This is a genomic window from Nocardioides lacusdianchii (genome assembly GCF_020102855.1).
Classification (GTDB): Bacteria; Actinomycetota; Actinomycetes; order Propionibacteriales; family Nocardioidaceae; genus Nocardioides; species Nocardioides lacusdianchii.
Genome location: NZ_JADHZD010000003.1, coordinates 303,591 through 319,134, shown reverse-complemented (window position 1 = coordinate 319,134; position 15,544 = coordinate 303,591). Strand labels below are relative to the sequence as shown.

Sequence of the window (15,544 nt, the reverse complement as noted above, 5' to 3'; positions counted from 1 at the left end):
GTCTACTCCCCGTCGGCGGGCTCGGCCTCGGGCCCGGCGGCGGGCTCGACGTCGGCGCCGAGGATGGCTCCGACGAGCGCCCCGGTGATCAGCTCGGCCTGCCACGGGCGCGCGCCGTACGACGCCAGCTGGGCGCGCACGGCCTCGGCCAGCCCGGCGGGGTCGCGGGTCTCCGGCGGCGTCCACATCAGCCGGCGGAGGTAGTCGGGGGTCAGCAGGTTCTCGACCGGCAGGTGGTGGACCTCGGCGAGGTTGAGCATCGCCTCGCGCGCCGCCTTGAAGCGGCGGTCCGCCACGGGCTCGCGCTCGGCCCAGGTGCGCGGGTGCGGAGGCCCGTCGCCGCGGGGTGCGCGGGTGGGGAGCTCGTCCTCGGACATCTCGCGCACCCGCTGGAGCGCGTCGACCCAGGTCGAGGAGTAGCGGCTGGCGCCGCGGCCGTGGAAGCCCGGCGTCGCGAGCAGCGCCCGGCGGTCGGTCGGCATGGCGGTGGCGGCGGCGACGATCGCGGAGTCGGGCAGGATCCGGCCCGGGGTGACGTCCCGCTCGGCGGCGATCGCGTCGCGCGCCTCCCACAGCGCCCGCGCCGCACCGAGGGCCCGGCGTCCGCGCAGCCGGTGCACGCCCGACGTACGCCGCCACGCATCGACCCGCACGGCCGGCTCGAAGCCGAGGAGGTTGTCGAACTCCTGGCGCGCCCACTCGGTCTTCCCGGCCTTCTCGAGCTCGGCGATCATGTGCTCGCGCAGCTCGAGGAGCACCTCGACGTCCAGCGCGGCGTAGTCGAGCCAGGCCTTGGGGAGCGGCCGCGTCGACCAGTCGGCGGCCGAGTGCTCCTTACGCATGCGCAGGCCGAGCACGGTCTCGACGAGCGTGGCCAGGCCCACCCGCGGGTAGCCGAGCAGCCGGCCGGCGAGCTCGGTGTCGAAGATGCTGGTGGGGGTGAGGCCGACCTCGCGCAGGCACGGCAGGTCCTGGGTGGCGGCGTGGAGGATCCACTCGGCGTCGCCGAGTGCCTCCTGGAGCGGGTCGAGGGTGGTCAGCGGGATCGGGTCGACCAGCCAGGTGCCAGCACCCTCGCGGCGCAGCTGGATGAGGTAGGCGCGGTTGGAGTAGCGGTAGCCCGAGGCGCGCTCGGCGTCGATGGCGATGGGACCGGTCCCGGCGGCGAGGGCCGCGCACGCCTCGGCCAGCCGGGCGTCGGTCTCGACGACCTCGGGCAGGCCGTCGCGCAGCTCGAGCAGGGGAGCGGGAGGAGCCTCGGGCTCAGCAGCCTCGGGCTCGACGGCCTGCGGATCGACGGCGTCGGGCTCGGTGTCGGGGGAGTCAGGCATCGTCAGGTGCCGCGCTGCCCGCGCCGGCTCGGGATGGCGATGACGCCCTCGGGCACCGGCGGTAGGCCGACGGCGGTGCACAGCAGCTCAGCCCAGGCCTCCACGTGCGCGGTCATGTCGAGCACGTCGTCCTCCCCGACGTCGGGCGTCCACGACGCGCGGATCTCGACCTGCGCGGTGCCAGCCTCGTCGGCCATGCCGCCGAAGCTCTCGGTGTTCACGCAGGTGACCGTGCCGGAGGCGGCGTGGTAGCCGGCGCCGTGCGCCTCGAGCGCCTCGGTCAGCCAGGACCAGCCGACGGCGGCCAGCATCGGGTCGGCGCCGAGCTCGGGATCGAGGTCGGCGCGGGCGTAGGCCACGCAGCGGTAGGTGCCGTCCCAGGCGTCGTTGCCGGCCGGGTCGTGCAGCAGGATCAGCCGGCCGGTGCCGAGGTCCTCGTCGTCGACGGTGACGTCGGCGCTCAACGCGGACGACCACGGCGCGATGCGCTGGGGCGCCGGCATCTCCTCGCAGAACACCTCGGGGCGCAGCGAGGCCCGACGCATGGTCTCCACCGCCGCGCGGAACTCCGCGGGTCCAGCCGCGGCAGCACTGCTCGGGTGGGTCTCGTGACGGGCCACCATGGGGCCAGAGTAGGCCAGTGCGGGCGTCTGCCGATGTGCCGCCACGCCGCCTGACCTGCGAAGATTCCCCGGTGACCGTCGCCGCTACCACTCCCCACCCCGGACTGTCCGAGAGCCCGTTCCTGCGGGCCGCACGCGGGGAGGAGCCGGCCCACACGCCGGTGTGGTTCATGCGGCAGGCCGGGCGCTCGCTCCCGGAGTACCTCAAGGTCCGCGAGGGCATCGGCATGCTCGAGTCCTGCATGGACGCCGACCTCGTCACCGAGATCACCCTCCAGCCCGTCCGCCGCTACGGCGTCGACGCCGCGATCTTCTTCTCCGACATCGTGCTGCCGCTGAAGGCGGTCGGGGTCGACCTCGACATCGTGCCCGGCGTCGGCCCGGTCGTCGCCTCGCCGGTGCGGACCCTCGCCGACGTGGACGCCATCCCCGACCTCACGCCCGACCACGTGCCCTTCATCTCGCAGGCGGTGCGCCAGCTGACCGCCGAGCTCGGCGCGACGCCGCTCATCGGCTTCGCCGGCGCCCCCTTCACGGTCGCGTCCTACCTCGTCGAGGGAGGTCCGTCCAAGGAGCACGCGAAGACGAAGGCGATGATGTTCGGCGCTCCCGACGTCTGGGACGCGCTGATGCGCAAGATCGCCGGCATCGCCGCCACCTACCTGCGCATCCAGGTCGAGGCCGGCGCCTCCGCCGTGCAGCTCTTCGACTCGTGGGCCGGCGCGCTGACCCCGGCCGACTACCGCGCCTCCGTCATGCCCCACTCCGAGCGGGTGCTGGCGGCCGCCGGCGAGCTCGGGGTGCCGCGGATCCACTTCGGGGTCGGCACCTCCAACCTCCTCGGCCTGATGGGGGAGGCCGGTGCCGACGTGGTCGGCGTCGACTGGCGTACGCCGATGGAGCAGGCGATCCCGCTCGTGGGGGACCGGGTGGTGCAGGGCAACCTCGACCCGACCCTGGTCTTCGCGCCGACCGAGGTGATGACCTCACGCGCGGCCGAGATCATCGAGGCCGGGAAGGCGGCCAAGGGCCACATCTTCAACCTCGGCCACGGCGTCATCCCCTCGACCGACCCCGACCAGCTGAAGCGGCTCACGGAGTTCGTGCACGCCCACTGATCGAGGTCACCGGCCTCAGTCCGGCGCGACGGCCTTCTTCGCCGCCCGGGTCGCGGCCGCCTTCGAGGCGGCGCGGGACGTACGCGTCGTGGTCGTGACCCGGGGCACTTGGGGCTCCTCCGCGGCCGGGGCAGCTGCCGGCTCCGGCGGCGGGGTCGCGGCGGCCGCCGTCTTCTTCGCGGCCCGCTTCCGGGGAGCGCGCTTCTTCGCTGGCGTCTCGCCCGCCGGCTGCTCCGGCGTCGTCTCCGGCGCGGTGTCAGGGGCCTTCGCAGTGGCCTTCGTGGTGGCCTTCGCAGGGGTCTTCTCGGGGGCCTTGGCCGATCCCGTGGCCGACCCCTTGGCCGGGGCCTTGGCGGTCGACTTGGCCTTGCCCTTGACCCGCACGAGCAGCACGCCGCCCTCGGTGGTGGTCTCGAGGTAGGGCTGCGCGGCCAGGAGGCCCTGGAGCCCGCGGTGCCCGTAGTTGCGGGGGTCCAGCGAGGGGTGGGTCCGGCTGAGGTGCTTGCCGATCGTGCCGGGGGCCGCCCAGCCGTCGTCGCCGCCCACCGCGTTGACGGCCTTGGTCAGCGCGCTCTGGAGGTTGACCTCGGGGACCTGGTCGGGCTCCTCGGTCGAGGTCTCGGCGTCGTCGGAGCCGGTCACCGAGGCCGGGTCGCCGAGCGACTCGAGCCGGATGAAGCGGTCGCAGGCGTTCTGCAGCGACGCCGGCGTCTTCTTCTCCCCGAGGCCGTAGACGACCTTGCCGGACTCGCGCAGCCGCAGCGCGAGGCTGGTGAAGTCGCTGTCGCTGGTGACGAGGGCGAAGGCCTCCACGTTGCCGGCGTAGAGCAGGTCCATCGCGTCGATGATCATCGCGGAGTCGGTCGAGTTCTTGCCCCGGGTGAAGGCGCCCTGGTGCATGCCGCGGATCGCACGGAGGTTGAGCTCGTTGCCCCAGCCCTTGAGCCGGTCCGACGACCAGTCGCCGTAGGCGCGCTTGATCGTCGGGTTGCCGAACTTCGCGACCTCGTCGAGCAGCGCCTCGGCGTAGGAGTGGGAGGTGTTGTCGGCGTCGATCAGCACGGCGATCCGGTCGGAGCTCACGTTGGGGTCCACAGGCCGCAGCCTAGGTGCACCCGGCGCCTAGGCTGTTCATGTGCGCGACGTGGTGGTCATCGGTGGGGGAGTCGCCGGACTGGTCGCCGCCCGCGACCTCGCCGCCACGGGGCGCGACGTGCTGCTGCTGGAGGGCTCACCCGTCCTCGGCGGGAAGCTGCGCAGCGCTGAGGTCGCCGGCCTCACCGTCGACGTGGGCGCGGAGGCGATGCTCGCGCGCCGCCCCGAGGGGGTCGCCCTCGCCGCCGCCCTCGGCGCCGACCTCGTCCACCCGACCGCGGCGAGCTCCGCCGTCTGGTCCCGCGGGGCGCTGCGGGCGATGCCGCGCTCACTCATGGGCGTGCCCTTCGACCTGGACCAGCTCGCCGCCAGCGGTGTCCTCAGCCCCGAGGGACTGGCCCGCGCGAGCCACGAGGCGGACACCCCCGTCGCCGACGACATGTCCGTCGGGGACCTGGTCGCCGCCCGCCTGGGCGACGAGCTCGTCGACCGGCTCGTCGAGCCCCTGCTCGGCGGGGTGTACGCCGGACACGCCCGCCGCATCTCGGCCGCCGCCGCGGTGCCCCAGCTGCTCGCGATGGCGCGGCGCGGCAGCCTGCTCGAGCAGGCCGCCGCTGTGCCGACCTCGACCGCACCGGTCTTCGCGTCGCTGCCCGGCGGGATGGGCCGACTGCCCGGCCTGCTGGCGCACGACGGCGCCTTCGAGGTGCGCACGTCGGCGACGGTGCGTGCGTTGCGGCGTACGGCGTCGGGCTGGGCGCTCACGGTCGGACCGACGACCCGATCCGAGACCTTCGAGGCGACCGACGTCGTCCTCGCCACGCCGCCCGCCCCGACGGCCCGGTTGCTCGCCGACGTCGCGCCCGACGCCGCCGCCGCGCTCGCGGGGATCGGGACCGCGAGCGTCGCGGTCGTCACGCTGGTGCTCCGCGCCCAGGACCTGCCCGACGCCCTCTTCGACCGCTCGGGCTTCCTCGTCCCGCCGCTGGAGCGGGCCACCATCAAGGCCTCCACCTTCTCCTTCGCCAAGTGGGCGTGGGTCCGCGACCTCGACCCCGACCTGGTCGTGCTGCGCACCTCGCTCGGGCGCCACGGCGAGGAGACGACGCTCCAGGCCGACGACGAGGGACTGGTCCGCGTCTCGCTGGCCGACCTCGCCGCCGTGGCGGGCATCACCGCCCGACCGGTCGACACGCACGTGCAGCGGTGGGGCGGGGCGCTTCCGCAGTACGCCGTGGGCCACCTCGCGCAGGTGGCGCGGATCCGCGCAGACGTCGCGCGCCAGCCCGGGCTCGCAGTCTGCGGGGCGGCGTACGACGGGGTGGGCATCCCGGCGGTCATCGGCTCGGCCCGCCGGGCTGTGGCCTCGGTCACCGGGGCAGAATGAGGTCATGGCCACCGACCCGACCGCAGAGAAGACCAACGCCGCCCGCACCCGGGAGCTCAACGACACCATCCGCTACACGATGTGGTCGGTCTTCAGGCTCCGCGACGTCCTCGGCGACGCCGACCGCGACGCCGAGGCCACCGACGTGGAGGCGCTGTTCGAGGTGCTCGAGGAGCAGGACGTCAAGATCCGCGGGCTCTACGACGTCAGCGGCCTGCGCGCCGACGCCGACCTGATGGTGTGGTGGCACGCTGCGGACTCCGAGCAGCTCCAAGCCGCCTACAACGCCTTCCGCCGCACCTCGTTCGGCCGCCGGCTCGACCCGGTCTGGTCGCAGATGGCGCTGCACCGTCCCGCCGAGTTCAACAAGTCGCACATCCCGGCCTTCCTCGCCGACGAGGAGGCGCGCGCCCACGTCTGCGTCTACCCGTTCGTGCGGTCCTACGAGTGGTACCTCCTCGAGGACGCCGAGCGCCGCGCGATGCTCGCCGAGCACGGCCAGATGGCCCGCGGCTACGCCGACGTGCGCGCCAACACCGTCGCGTCCTTCGCCCTCGGCGACTACGAGTGGCTGCTGGCCTTCGAGGCCGACGAGCTGCACCGCATCGTCGACCTGATGCGCGACCTGCGTGCCTCGACCGCGCGCCGCCACGTGCGCGAGGAGGTGCCGTTCTACACCGGTGCCCGGGTCTCGCCGGCCGAGCTTCTCGCTCGCCTGCCCTGAACCGATCGCGCTCGGGGTGGAACGCACGCGGCAGGCGGTGCGTCACACCACCATGAGCCTCCGACACGTCATCGCAGCCCTGGCCCTGACCCTCCCGCTCGCCGCGTGCTCCACCGAGGAGGAGATGAAGGCCGTGGACCCCGCCGACGCGGGCGGCACGTCAGCCGCGTCCTCGGGCGACGAGCCCGCGCGCGACACCGTCCCCGTCCCCGTGCCGGACGGCGAGGTCCGCACCAACGGCCTGGTCACCGTGCTCGACGACGGCGACGGCCCGGAGATGTGCCTGGGCGCCGTCGCGGAGTCCTACCCGCCCCAGTGCGGCGGTCCCGCGCTCGCGGACTTCGACTTCGGCGACGTCGGCGCTGAGCAGGCCGCCGGCGTGACGTGGGGCTCCTACGCCCTCACCGGCACCTTCGACGGCACCACCTTCACCGTCACCGACGCGATCCCGGCGGCGCTCTACGACGTGATGGCCGAGCCCGAGGCCGGCGGGCTCGAGCCCGCCTGCGAGACGCCCGCCACCACCGACACCACGATGGCGACGCCGCAGGACATGGACGCCACGCTCGCCGCGGCCTCCGCGCTGCCGACGTACGCCACCGCGTGGATGAGCGGCGGCACGATCAACGTCGCCGTCACCGAGGACGCCGCCGGCGCGGAGGCCGAGCTGCGCAAGACGTGGGGCGGGATGCTCTGCGTGACCACCGTGGAGCGCACCGAGGCCGACCTCAACCTGGTCAACCAGGAGCTCCAGGCCGCGCTCGGCGAGTCCCTGCTGACCAGCGGCTCCTACGCCCCCGACTCCCTCGACGCCCAGGTCGTCTTCGACGACGGGTCGATCCAGGCGTGGGCGGACCAGACCTGGGGCGAGGGGCTGGTGAAGGTCACCTCGGCGCTGCAGCCGGTCGAGGGCTGAGCCGGACTACTTCTTCTCGCTGAGCGTGATGCTGATCGAGTTGATGCAGTAGCGGTCACCGGTGGGCGTGCCGAAGCCGTCGGGGAAGACGTGGCCGAGGTGCGAGCCGCACTTCGCGCAACGGACCTCCACGCGCTTCATGCCGTGCGAGGTGTCCTCGATGTACTCCACGGTGTCGGTCATCGGCTGGTAGAAGCTCGGCCAGCCGCAGCCGGAGTGGAACTTGGTGTCGCTGGTGAACAGCTCCGAGCCGCACGCCTTGCACGAGTAGGTGCCCTCGGTCTCGGTGTCGGTGTACTCACCGGTGAAGGCACGCTCGGTGCCGGCCTGGCGCAGCACCGCGTACTCCTCGGGGCTGAGCTCCTCGCGCCACTGCTCATCGGTCTTCTGAACGTCGTAGGCCATGGCTCCAGAGTAGTCGGCCGGTGGCTGCCCGCCGTCGGCCGGCTGGCACTCTGGAGGGCATGGAAAGCACCCAGCTCCGCCTCGCCCGGCGCCCCGAGGGCGAGCCCGACGACACCACGTTCAGCACCACGACCGAGACCCTGCCCGCCCTGCAGGACGGCCAGGTCGCGCTCGCGATCCGCTACCTCTCGCTCGACCCCTACATGCGCGGACGGCTGAGCACCGCGAAGTCGTACGCCGCGCCCGTCGAGGTCGGCGACGTGATGGTCGGCGGCACCGTCGGCGAGGTCGTCGAGTCCCGCTCCGACGGCCTCGTGCCGGGCGACTTCGTGCTGTCCTACTCCGGCTGGCAGAGCGCCGCGGTGGTCGACGGCAGCCAGGTGCGCAAGCTCGACCCGTCGGCGGCTCCGGTGACGACCGCCCTCGGCGTGCTCGGCATGCCCGGCTTCACGGCGTACGCCGGCCTGCTGGAGATCGGCAGGCCGCAGGCAGGCGAGACGGTCGTCGTCGCCGCGGCCACCGGCCCGGTCGGCAGCGCGGTCGGCCAGATCGCGAACCTCAGGGGTGCGCGCTCGGTCGGCATCGCCGGGGGCCCCGACAAGGTGCGCGCGCTGACCGAGGAGTTCGGCTTCGACGCCGCTCTCGACCACCGCAGCCCCGACTTCCGCGACCAGCTCGCCGAGGCCACGCCAGACGGCATCGACGTCTACTTCGAGAACGTCGGCGGCGCGGTGTTCGACGCCGTGCGGCGCCGATTCAACACCTACGCCCGGATCCCGGTGTGCGGCCTGGTCGCCAACTACAACGCCGTCGGCCAGCCCGAGGGCCCCGACCGGATGCCCGGCCTGATGGGCCAGGTGCTGTCGCAGAGCCTCACCGTGCGCGGCTTCATCCAGAGCGAGTTCCAGAAATCGCACGGCCGCGACTTCGTGCGCGACATGGGCCAGTGGGTCGCCGAGGGCAAGGTCCGCTACCGCGAGGACCTCGTCGACGGCCTCGAGAACGCGCCGGCAGCCTTCGCCGGGATGCTGCGCGGCGAGAACTTCGGCAAGCTCGTGGTCCGCGTGGGCGGCTAGGGTCCACCTATGGCGAAGACGTCGGAGGCGTACGTCCAGGCGGGGGAGCGCGAGGTCAGGATCTCCTCGCCGGACCGGGTGATCTACGAGGCGACGGACCACACGCCCGCGGTGACCAAGCTGATGGTGGCGGAGTACTTCACGAGCGTCGAGGAGGGCCTGATGCGGGCCCTGCGGGACCGGCCCACGGCGCTCGAGCGCTGGACGTCCGGTGTCCGCCCCGGCATGAAGCTGGCCACCGGACCGCAGGACCGCAACGCCGACGCGTTCTACCAGAAGAGGGTGCCCAAGGGCGCTCCCGACTACCTCGAGTCCGTCCAGATCACCTTTCCCTCCGGGCGCACCGCCGAGGAGATCTGCCCGACCGAGATCGCGGTGCCCGTGTGGTGCGCACAGATGGGCACGCTGACCTTCCACCCGTGGCCGGTCCGGCGTGCTGACGTCGATCACCCCGACGAGCTGCGCATCGACCTCGACCCCCAGCCCGGCACGTCCTTCGCTGATGCCGTACGCGTCGCGGGCGTGGCGCGCGAGCTGCTGGCGGACCTCGGCATGACGGGCTTCGCGAAGACCTCGGGCAACCGCGGGATCCACGTCTACGTCCGGATCGAGCCGCGGTGGGAGTTCGCCGAGGTGCGGCACGCAGCCATTGCCTTCGGCCGCGAGCTGGAGAAGCGCGACGACGGCGTGACGACCGCGTGGTGGAAGGAGGAGCGCGGGGAGAGGATCTTCGTCGACTTCAACCAGAACACCCGCGACCGCACCATCGCCTCTGCCTACTCGCTGCGTCCCCTGCCCGGGGCGCCGGTCTCGACGCCGCTGGCGTGGGACGACCTCGCCGGCCTCACCGACCCCCACGAACTCAACCTGTTCTCGGTGCCGTCGCGCCTCGCCGTCGACGGCGACCCGTGGGCCAGCATCGACGACGAGCACCACTCCCTCCAGCCGCTGCTGGACCTGTGGGAGGAGCACCCGGTCGAGCTCAACTACCCGCCGGACCACCCGAAGATGCCGGGGGAGCCGCCGCGGGTGCAGCCCAGCAAGAAGGTCGCCGAGCACTGGGACGCCGAGGGCAACCGCATCGAGGGCACCTGACGGACCTGGGTCCGGGTCGCCGGCCGGCTGGGTCGGGACTCCCCCTCACGCACCGCTCGGCACGAGCTCCCACGGCGCCGCGATCGGGAAGTAGTCCCGGAGGAACTCCATCAGCAGCCCGTCGGCGCGCTCCTCGTCGAAGGCCGCGACGAGGTTGTCGGCGACGCAGAAGAAGTCACGGTCGCGCTTGAGCATCGCCTTCAGCTGCACCGGGAGCTGCTGGTGGCCGAGGTCGACGTAGCCGTGGTGCGCGCCCGCCCGGAAGGCCTGCCCGGTGATCAGCCCGTAGGTCTGGGCGAAGGACGACAGCAGCGACAGGTCGCTCGCCGAGCGGAACGGCGCGTCGGTGGTGCGGGCCACCTCCTCGGGGAAGCGGTCCGCGATCTCCTCCAGCGTCGTACGCCGCTGCGGGTGCGGGCTGTGCATCATCGTGTGGGTCAGCGTCACGCCGAAGGCGTCGGCCAGCACGCGGCGGTTGTTCTGCGCCGCCGAGAGGTAGGGGCGGTCGTCGGTGCCGGGCAGGCCGACGGCGCGGTGGTCGGCGACGAAGGCGGCGTAGTGCCCACCGGGGGTGAAGAAGTGCTCGGGGCGTCGCGGCCGGCCGAGGAAGACGTCGTCGTTGACGTAGACGAAGTGCTCGGACAGGTCGGGCACGGCGTGCAGCCGGGTCTCGATGGCGTGCGAGCTGAAGGTCGGCAGCGCGGACGCCGGGAGGATGTCGCGGTGGTCGACCATCGCGATCGCCGGGTGCGAGGTGTCGAGCCAGTCCGGCACCTGCCCGGCGGTGACCAGGTGGATGCGGCGCACCCACGGGGCGAAGAGGTGGATGCTGCGCATCGAGTAGCGCAGCTCGTCGCGGCTGCGGTAGCGCGAGGCGCCGCCTGCGCGCGCGCTCGGCGTGCCGCCGAGGCCGGTGATGCGGGCGTCACGCGCGGCCAGCCAGTCCTCGTCGTCGCCGTCGACCCAAGTGTAGACGACGTCGACGTCGAAGCGCACGTCGTCCACGGTGGGGAGCGCCATCACCTCGAGCGTCGGCACCTCGACGCCCTCCACCTCGATCGTGTTGCGGGGCGTGCCCGCGGGCACCCGGTCGCCGAAGCGGTTCATCGACGGTGCGAGGAGGTCGCCGTCGGGGGACTCCTCCCAGAACTGCACGCCGATCTCGGCGCCCTCGGTGAGCAGCCCGCCGTGCCCGCCGCGCATCGGCCAGGGCTCGAGGAAGAGCGAGGCGGTGCGGGTGCGGGCCAGGTCGTCGGTCATCGCCGCGACCGTGCCGCGGCGCTCGTGCCAGCCCCGCTCGGCAGGGTCGCGCACCGAGAGCCAGTCGGGCACCGACCCGGCCGCCAGTGCGACGAGGAAGGCCTGCCGGCGCGAGGACGGCACGACGACCACGGGGTGCGGGTCGAGCCCGCGCGCGGGCAGCACGAACCACCCGTCCCCGGTGGCCGCGGCTGCCGAGGTGAGGGCGGTGAGCGCCGTCGTACGCGCCTGGGCGGGCGTGACGCCGACCGCGCCGTCGGTCTCGGGCAGGTCGCCGAGCGGGCCGGGACGCAACCCGTGCAGCACCCGGCGCGGGGCCAGCGGGTCGGCCCGGCGGGCGGTCGCGCGGCGGAACACCTCGACCCACTCGCGGGCCAGGGTCGGGCCGTCCCAGCGCTGCGAACGGACCAGCGCGGCCTCCCCGAGGCGGGTGCGCAGGTCGTCGTCGGTGGCGATCCGCAGCATCGCGGCGGCCAGCGCGGCCTTGGAGGCCGGCGGGACGAGCAGGCCGTCGACGTCGTGGGTGATGATCTCGCGCGGGCCGGACGGGCAGTCGTACGACACGGCCGGGACGCCGGCCGACATGGCCTCCTGGAGCACGAGGGGGTAGCCCTCGCCCCGGGAGGCGAGCACGGCCACGCTGGTGCGGGCCCACTCCGCGGCCAGGTCGTCGGTGGAGCCGGGCAGCTCCACCCGGTCCTCGAGGCCGAGCTTGCGGACCTGGGCGGCGAGGTTGTCGGCGCGGGGGCCGTCGCCCCAGATCCGCAGCGTCCAGCCGGGGACCTGCTCGTGGATGCGCCAGAACGCATCGACGACGTGCTCGAACTGCTTCTCCGGCGCGAGTCGCCCGGCGGTGACGAAGGTCTTCTGGTCCAGCGGCGAGCGCGGCTGCGGGTGGGCCGGCAGCGGGTTGGGCATGACGATCAGCTCGGGCGCGGCACCGCCGAGGCGACCGGCCAGCCACCGCGACATCGACTCGGTCAGCGACACCACGATGTCGGCGCGCGGGGCGAACTCCAGCAGGGCGCCCATGTCGTTGACCCGGCTCGAGGAGGCGCGGTGCTCCTGGTGCACCAGCGCGACGTCGGCGGGGGCGAGCTGCGCCACGACGGCGAGCAGCTCGGGCGTGGTGGTGACCAGGACGTCGGCGTCGATCGCGGCGAGGGCCTCGCGCATCGTGGCGTCTGTGAGCCCGTTGTAGAGGGCGTCCCAGCTGCGCGGCACGATCACCGACTCGCGCTGCCCCAGCTCCTCGGGGTGGCGGCCGGAGACCGCGACGGGCCGCTCTCCGCGTACGTCGACGAGGTAGTCGACCGCGACACCGTCGGCGAGCGGGTAGTGGGTCGACGCGCCGCTGCGCGTCACGCTGAGGATGCGGACCCGGTGGCCCTCGCCGAGCCCGGCGAGGGCGTTGGCCTGCTCGATGCCCGAGCGCGCGGTGCCTCCCATGCCGTCGGCGTTGAAGAGGACGAGGACGACGTCGAGCGGGCCGTCGCGGCGCGCGCGGCGCACCGCGGCGCGCACCTTCCCGCCGAGCCGGTCGGTGAGTGCCACGTGTCGTCGGTCCTGTCCGGTGGTGGTGTCGCAGGGCGGGTCGGGACGATCTTAGGAGACGGGACCGTCACGGATAGGGTGACCCGCATGCCGACGTCCCCCGCCCAGCCGGTCGAGAAGCCGGGCACCCCGCTGGTCCTGGTCTCCGGTTCCGGCCGCAGTGGCACCAGCTCCCTGGCCGGCGCGCTGAAGCGGCTCGGCCTGCACGTGCCGCAGCCCGAGGTCGAGGCGTCGGAGACCAACCCGCGCGGCTTCTACGAGCCGCAGTGGGTCATCGACTTCCACAAGCGCCACCTCAAGGAGCTCGCGCTCTTCAACATCGACAGCCGCCCCGCGGCCGTCGACCTCGTGGCCCGCTACGTCGAGTCGGGCGTGCCCACCGCGGAGCTCCACGAGTGGCTGTCGGGCCAGCTCGCCCTGCCCGAGGTCGTGGGCGAGCAGGTCGTGGTGAAGGACCCGCACGCCTTCTGGTTCGCCCAGGTCTGGGAGCAGGTCACCGCCGAGCTCGACGTCGACCTGCGCTGGCTCACCGCGCTGCGCCACCCCGCCGAGGTCGTCGGCTCGCGCGACATCGCCTACCTCTCCAGCCAGTCCGACGACCTGCGGCTGACCAAGGAGACGTCCAACGTCGCCGGCTGGGTGCACGCCGCCCTGCTCACCGAGCAGGCCGGTCGCGGTTCGAAGCGGGCCTTCGTCCGCTACACCGACCTGCTCGCCGACTGGCGCGCCGCGCTCACGCCGGTGCAGCAGCAGCTCGACCTGGCCCTCAACACCGACCTCGCCGCTGCTCCCGACGAGCGTGAGCACCACCCGGTCGACGACTTCATCGAGCCCTCCATGCGCAAGTCGCAGCTCACCTGGGACGACGTCCGCACCCCCGACTGGCTGCGCGAGATGGCCGAGAACGTGTGGGAGCTGCTCGGCGTCCTCACCCAGGACCCCCACCGCGCCGACACGATGCACGCGCTCGACCGGGTCCACGAGGACTACGACGCCCGCTACGCCGAGGCCGTCGCGCTCACCTTCGACCACACCCGCGCCGAGTCGACGCTCGCCGCGCGCGAGGCCCGCGACGCCCAGCGCGCGACCCTGCAGCAGCTGCGCCGCGACCTCGACGCCGCGCGCCGGGACGGCTCGGCCGGGGCCCCTGCCGTCGGGGGGCGCGAGGCGGCCGCGATCCTGCGCCGCGCCGTCGTACGCCGTGTGACCCGGCGCTGAGCCTCCGGGGCGTCAGACCCCGGTGACGCCCTCGCCGGACCCGGAGGACTGCTCGTCGAAGTTCTCGTGCTCGATCAGGTGCAGCACGGGTACGCCGAGCTTGCGCCGCGCGCGCGAGGTCCAGTCGACGTGGAAGAACTCGGCCACGACGTGTGGCCGGGTCAGGATGATCGCCTCGCGGGCGTCGACCGCCGTGACCATCGCGGCGAGCGCGTCGACCGGCGGCTCGGAGGTGACCTTGCCGTGGGCGGTGCCGCCCGCTGCGGTCATCGCGGCGAGCGTCTGGCGCAGCTCGGCGGTCGAGGCCTCCTCGCACTCGCGGCGCAGTGCCTCGATGTCGACGTCGCTCATCGCGAGCGCGGGGGCGGCCATCAGGTCGCCGGCGCCGAGCGTGCCGAGCGATGCCTCGACCCGCGCCGCGGCGTCCTCGAGGGGGATCAGGACGTGGTAGACGACCGGGTCCTCGATCTCGGCGTGCAGCGAGCGCACCTGCTCGGCGTCCGCCGCGGTGAGGGCCTGCTCGACGAGCAGCACCACGTCGTAGGTGCCCTGCCCGTCGTGGATCGACTCGCTGCCCGGTCGGTCGGGGGTGGTGTGCTCGCTCATCGGGTGCCTCCGTGGTCGGTGCTGAGGATGCGGGTGAGGTCGTAGCCGGCCGGCTCGTCGAGCTGACCGTAGCCGCAGGTCTCGGGGTCGCGGTCGGTGCGCCAGCGCTTGAAGTGCGCGGTGTGGCGGAAGCGCCGACCCTCCATGTGGTCGTACTTCACCTCCAGCACCCGCTCGGGTCGCAGCGCGGTGAAGCCGAGGTCCTTGCCGGCGCTCCAGCGGCTCTGGGTGCCGGGGACACGATCCGGGTTGGCGGTCAGGAACTCCTGCCAGCGTCCCCACGGGTGGTCCGCGATGTCGCATACCAGCGGCTGGAGCTCCTGCCACAGCTCGGCACGGCGTGCGGCGGTGAAGCTGGCGGAGACGCCGATGTGCTGGAGGTCGCCGCTGTCGTCGTACAGGCCGAGCAGCAGCGAGCCGATCAGCGGCTGCTCGGGGGTGGAGGTCTTGTGCTCGCGGTAGCCGGCGAGCACCACGTCGGCGGTGCGCTCGTGCTTGATCTTGAGCATGGTGCGCTTGTTGGGCTCGTAGGCCGCGCCCAGCGGCTTCGCGACGACACCGTCGAGCCCGGCGCCCTCGAACTCCTCGAACCACCGCTCGGCCTCGGCCGGGTCCTCGGTGGTGCGGGTCAGGAAGCACGGGCCGGTGCCGTCGAGGTGGCCGAGCGCCTCGACCAGGGCCGTACGCCGCTCCGCGAAGGGCCGCTCGACGAAGGACTCGTCGCCGAGCGCCAGGAGGTCGAAGGCGACGAAGCCGGCCGGCGTCTCGGCGGCCAGCCTGTCGACGCGGCTCGCGGCGGGGTGGATCCGCTCCTGCAGCGTCTCGAACTCCAGTCGCCAGCCGTCGGGACCCTGGAGCCCGACGAAGATCTCGCCGTCGAGCACGATGCGCTCGGGCAGCTGCTCGCGGCAGGCCGCGACGACCTCGGGGAAGTAGCGCGTCAGCGGCTTGGTGTTGCGGCTGGCGAGCTCGACCTCGTCGCCGTCCTTGAAGACCAGGCAGCGGAAGCCGTCCCACTTGGGCTCGAAGCTCAGCCCGCCGTGCCTGGCCGGGTCCGGCACGCCGCTGACGCTCTTGGCGAGCATCGGCTGCACCGGCGGCATCACAGGGAGGTCCACGTCATCGAGCCTAGTCCC

The 15,544-nt window shown here is 73.4% G+C and carries 14 protein-coding genes; 7 read left to right on the top strand and 7 right to left on the bottom strand.

From position 1 onward, the window contains the following. Window positions 1–2 precede the first annotated feature (2 nt). Both IRX98_RS06120 and IRX98_RS06115 read right to left on the bottom strand, forming a co-directional pair. Window positions 3–1,331 carry a ribonuclease D gene (locus IRX98_RS06120; protein ID WP_224274773.1) on the bottom strand — a complete coding sequence of 443 codons (1,329 nt, stop codon included), beginning with the start codon at window positions 1,329–1,331 and terminating at the stop codon, window positions 3–5. Window positions 1,332–1,333: 2 nt separating this feature from the next. Next, entirely contained in the window at window positions 1,334–1,954 is a 621-nt protein-coding gene (locus IRX98_RS06115) for a DUF3000 domain-containing protein (protein WP_224274771.1), read from the bottom strand. A gap of 71 nt (window positions 1,955–2,025) precedes the next feature. Here IRX98_RS06115 and hemE point away from each other — a divergent pair, with 71 nt between their 5' ends. After that, complete coding sequence (hemE, locus tag IRX98_RS06110) at window positions 2,026–3,072, top strand: uroporphyrinogen decarboxylase (RefSeq protein ID WP_224274769.1); 1,047 nt, start codon at window positions 2,026–2,028, stop codon at window positions 3,070–3,072. Window positions 3,073–3,087: 15 nt separating this feature from the next. Here hemE and IRX98_RS06105 read toward each other — a convergent pair whose 3' ends face one another. Next, window positions 3,088–4,167, bottom strand: a complete 1,080-nt coding sequence (locus tag IRX98_RS06105; RefSeq protein ID WP_224274766.1) for an NYN domain-containing protein — start codon at window positions 4,165–4,167, stop codon at window positions 3,088–3,090. A 40-nt stretch (window positions 4,168–4,207) separates the two neighbouring features. On the opposite strand from IRX98_RS06105, the gene hemG reads away from it, so the two are divergent. The 3 genes from hemG to IRX98_RS06090 are packed head-to-tail and all read left to right on the top strand — an operon-like array spanning window position 4,208 to window position 7,194. Beyond that, window positions 4,208–5,554 (top strand): protoporphyrinogen oxidase, encoded by a 1,347-nt coding sequence (hemG, locus tag IRX98_RS06100; RefSeq protein WP_224274765.1) that lies wholly within the window; start codon window positions 4,208–4,210, stop codon window positions 5,552–5,554. 4 nt (window positions 5,555–5,558) lie between these two features. After that, window positions 5,559–6,278: a hydrogen peroxide-dependent heme synthase gene (gene hemQ / locus IRX98_RS06095; RefSeq protein ID WP_224274764.1), complete on the top strand. Its 720-nt coding sequence runs from the start codon at window positions 5,559–5,561 to the stop codon at window positions 6,276–6,278. Between the two features lie 52 nt (window positions 6,279–6,330). After that, entirely contained in the window at window positions 6,331–7,194 is an 864-nt protein-coding gene (locus tag IRX98_RS06090; protein WP_224274763.1) for a hypothetical protein, read from the top strand. Between the two features lie 6 nt (window positions 7,195–7,200). Here IRX98_RS06090 and msrB read toward each other — a convergent pair whose 3' ends face one another. Beyond that, a complete protein-coding gene (msrB, locus tag IRX98_RS06085; RefSeq protein ID WP_056599125.1) occupies window positions 7,201–7,599 on the bottom strand; it encodes a peptide-methionine (R)-S-oxide reductase MsrB in 399 nt (132 codons plus the stop codon). A gap of 59 nt (window positions 7,600–7,658) precedes the next feature. On the opposite strand from msrB, the gene curA reads away from it, so the two are divergent. Next, entirely contained in the window at window positions 7,659–8,675 is a 1,017-nt protein-coding gene (gene curA, locus IRX98_RS06080) for an NADPH-dependent curcumin/dihydrocurcumin reductase (RefSeq protein ID WP_224274762.1), read from the top strand. Window positions 8,676–8,684: 9 nt separating this feature from the next. Next, window positions 8,685–9,770 carry a DNA polymerase domain-containing protein gene (locus IRX98_RS06075; RefSeq protein WP_224274761.1) on the top strand — a complete coding sequence of 362 codons (1,086 nt, stop codon included), beginning with the start codon at window positions 8,685–8,687 and terminating at the stop codon, window positions 9,768–9,770. Between the two features lie 45 nt (window positions 9,771–9,815). On the opposite strand, the gene IRX98_RS06070 is transcribed toward IRX98_RS06075, so the two are convergent. Beyond that, window positions 9,816–12,584 carry a stealth family protein gene (locus tag IRX98_RS06070; protein ID WP_224274760.1) on the bottom strand — a complete coding sequence of 923 codons (2,769 nt, stop codon included), beginning with the start codon at window positions 12,582–12,584 and terminating at the stop codon, window positions 9,816–9,818. Window positions 12,585–12,671: 87 nt separating this feature from the next. On the opposite strand from IRX98_RS06070, the gene IRX98_RS06065 reads away from it, so the two are divergent. Further along, entirely contained in the window at window positions 12,672–13,802 is a 1,131-nt protein-coding gene (locus IRX98_RS06065; protein ID WP_224274759.1) for a sulfotransferase family protein, read from the top strand. A 12-nt stretch (window positions 13,803–13,814) separates the two neighbouring features. Here the strand turns inward: IRX98_RS06065 and IRX98_RS06060 are convergent, their stop codons facing one another. Then, entirely contained in the window at window positions 13,815–14,408 is a 594-nt protein-coding gene (locus IRX98_RS06060) for a hypothetical protein (protein WP_224274758.1), read from the bottom strand. Continuing rightward, complete coding sequence (locus IRX98_RS06055) at window positions 14,405–15,526, bottom strand: ATP-dependent DNA ligase (RefSeq protein WP_224274757.1); 1,122 nt, start codon at window positions 15,524–15,526, stop codon at window positions 14,405–14,407. Before IRX98_RS06055 ends, IRX98_RS06060 begins: the two co-directional genes overlap by 4 nt. Window positions 15,527–15,544 lie beyond the last annotated feature (18 nt).

Bases quoted from the DNA above. Each gene is read 5' to 3' on its own strand.
- hemQ (WP_224274764.1), top strand. From the start codon at position 5,559: ATGGCCACCGACCCGACCGCAGAGAAGACCAACGCCGCCCGCACCCGG.
- msrB (WP_056599125.1), bottom strand. From the start codon at position 7,599: ATGGCCTACGACGTTCAGAAGACCGATGAGCAGTGGCGCGAGGAGCTC.
- IRX98_RS06065 (WP_224274759.1), top strand. From the start codon at position 12,672: ATGCCGACGTCCCCCGCCCAGCCGGTCGAGAAGCCGGGCACCCCGCTG.
- curA (WP_224274762.1), top strand. From the start codon at position 7,659: ATGGAAAGCACCCAGCTCCGCCTCGCCCGGCGCCCCGAGGGCGAGCCC.
- IRX98_RS06120 (WP_224274773.1), bottom strand. From the start codon at position 1,331: ATGCCTGACTCCCCCGACACCGAGCCCGACGCCGTCGATCCGCAGGCC.
- IRX98_RS06115 (WP_224274771.1), bottom strand. From the start codon at position 1,954: ATGGTGGCCCGTCACGAGACCCACCCGAGCAGTGCTGCCGCGGCTGGA.
- IRX98_RS06060 (WP_224274758.1), bottom strand. From the start codon at position 14,408: ATGAGCGAGCACACCACCCCCGACCGACCGGGCAGCGAGTCGATCCAC.
- IRX98_RS06090 (WP_224274763.1), top strand. From the start codon at position 6,331: ATGAGCCTCCGACACGTCATCGCAGCCCTGGCCCTGACCCTCCCGCTC.
- IRX98_RS06075 (WP_224274761.1), top strand. From the start codon at position 8,685: ATGGCGAAGACGTCGGAGGCGTACGTCCAGGCGGGGGAGCGCGAGGTC.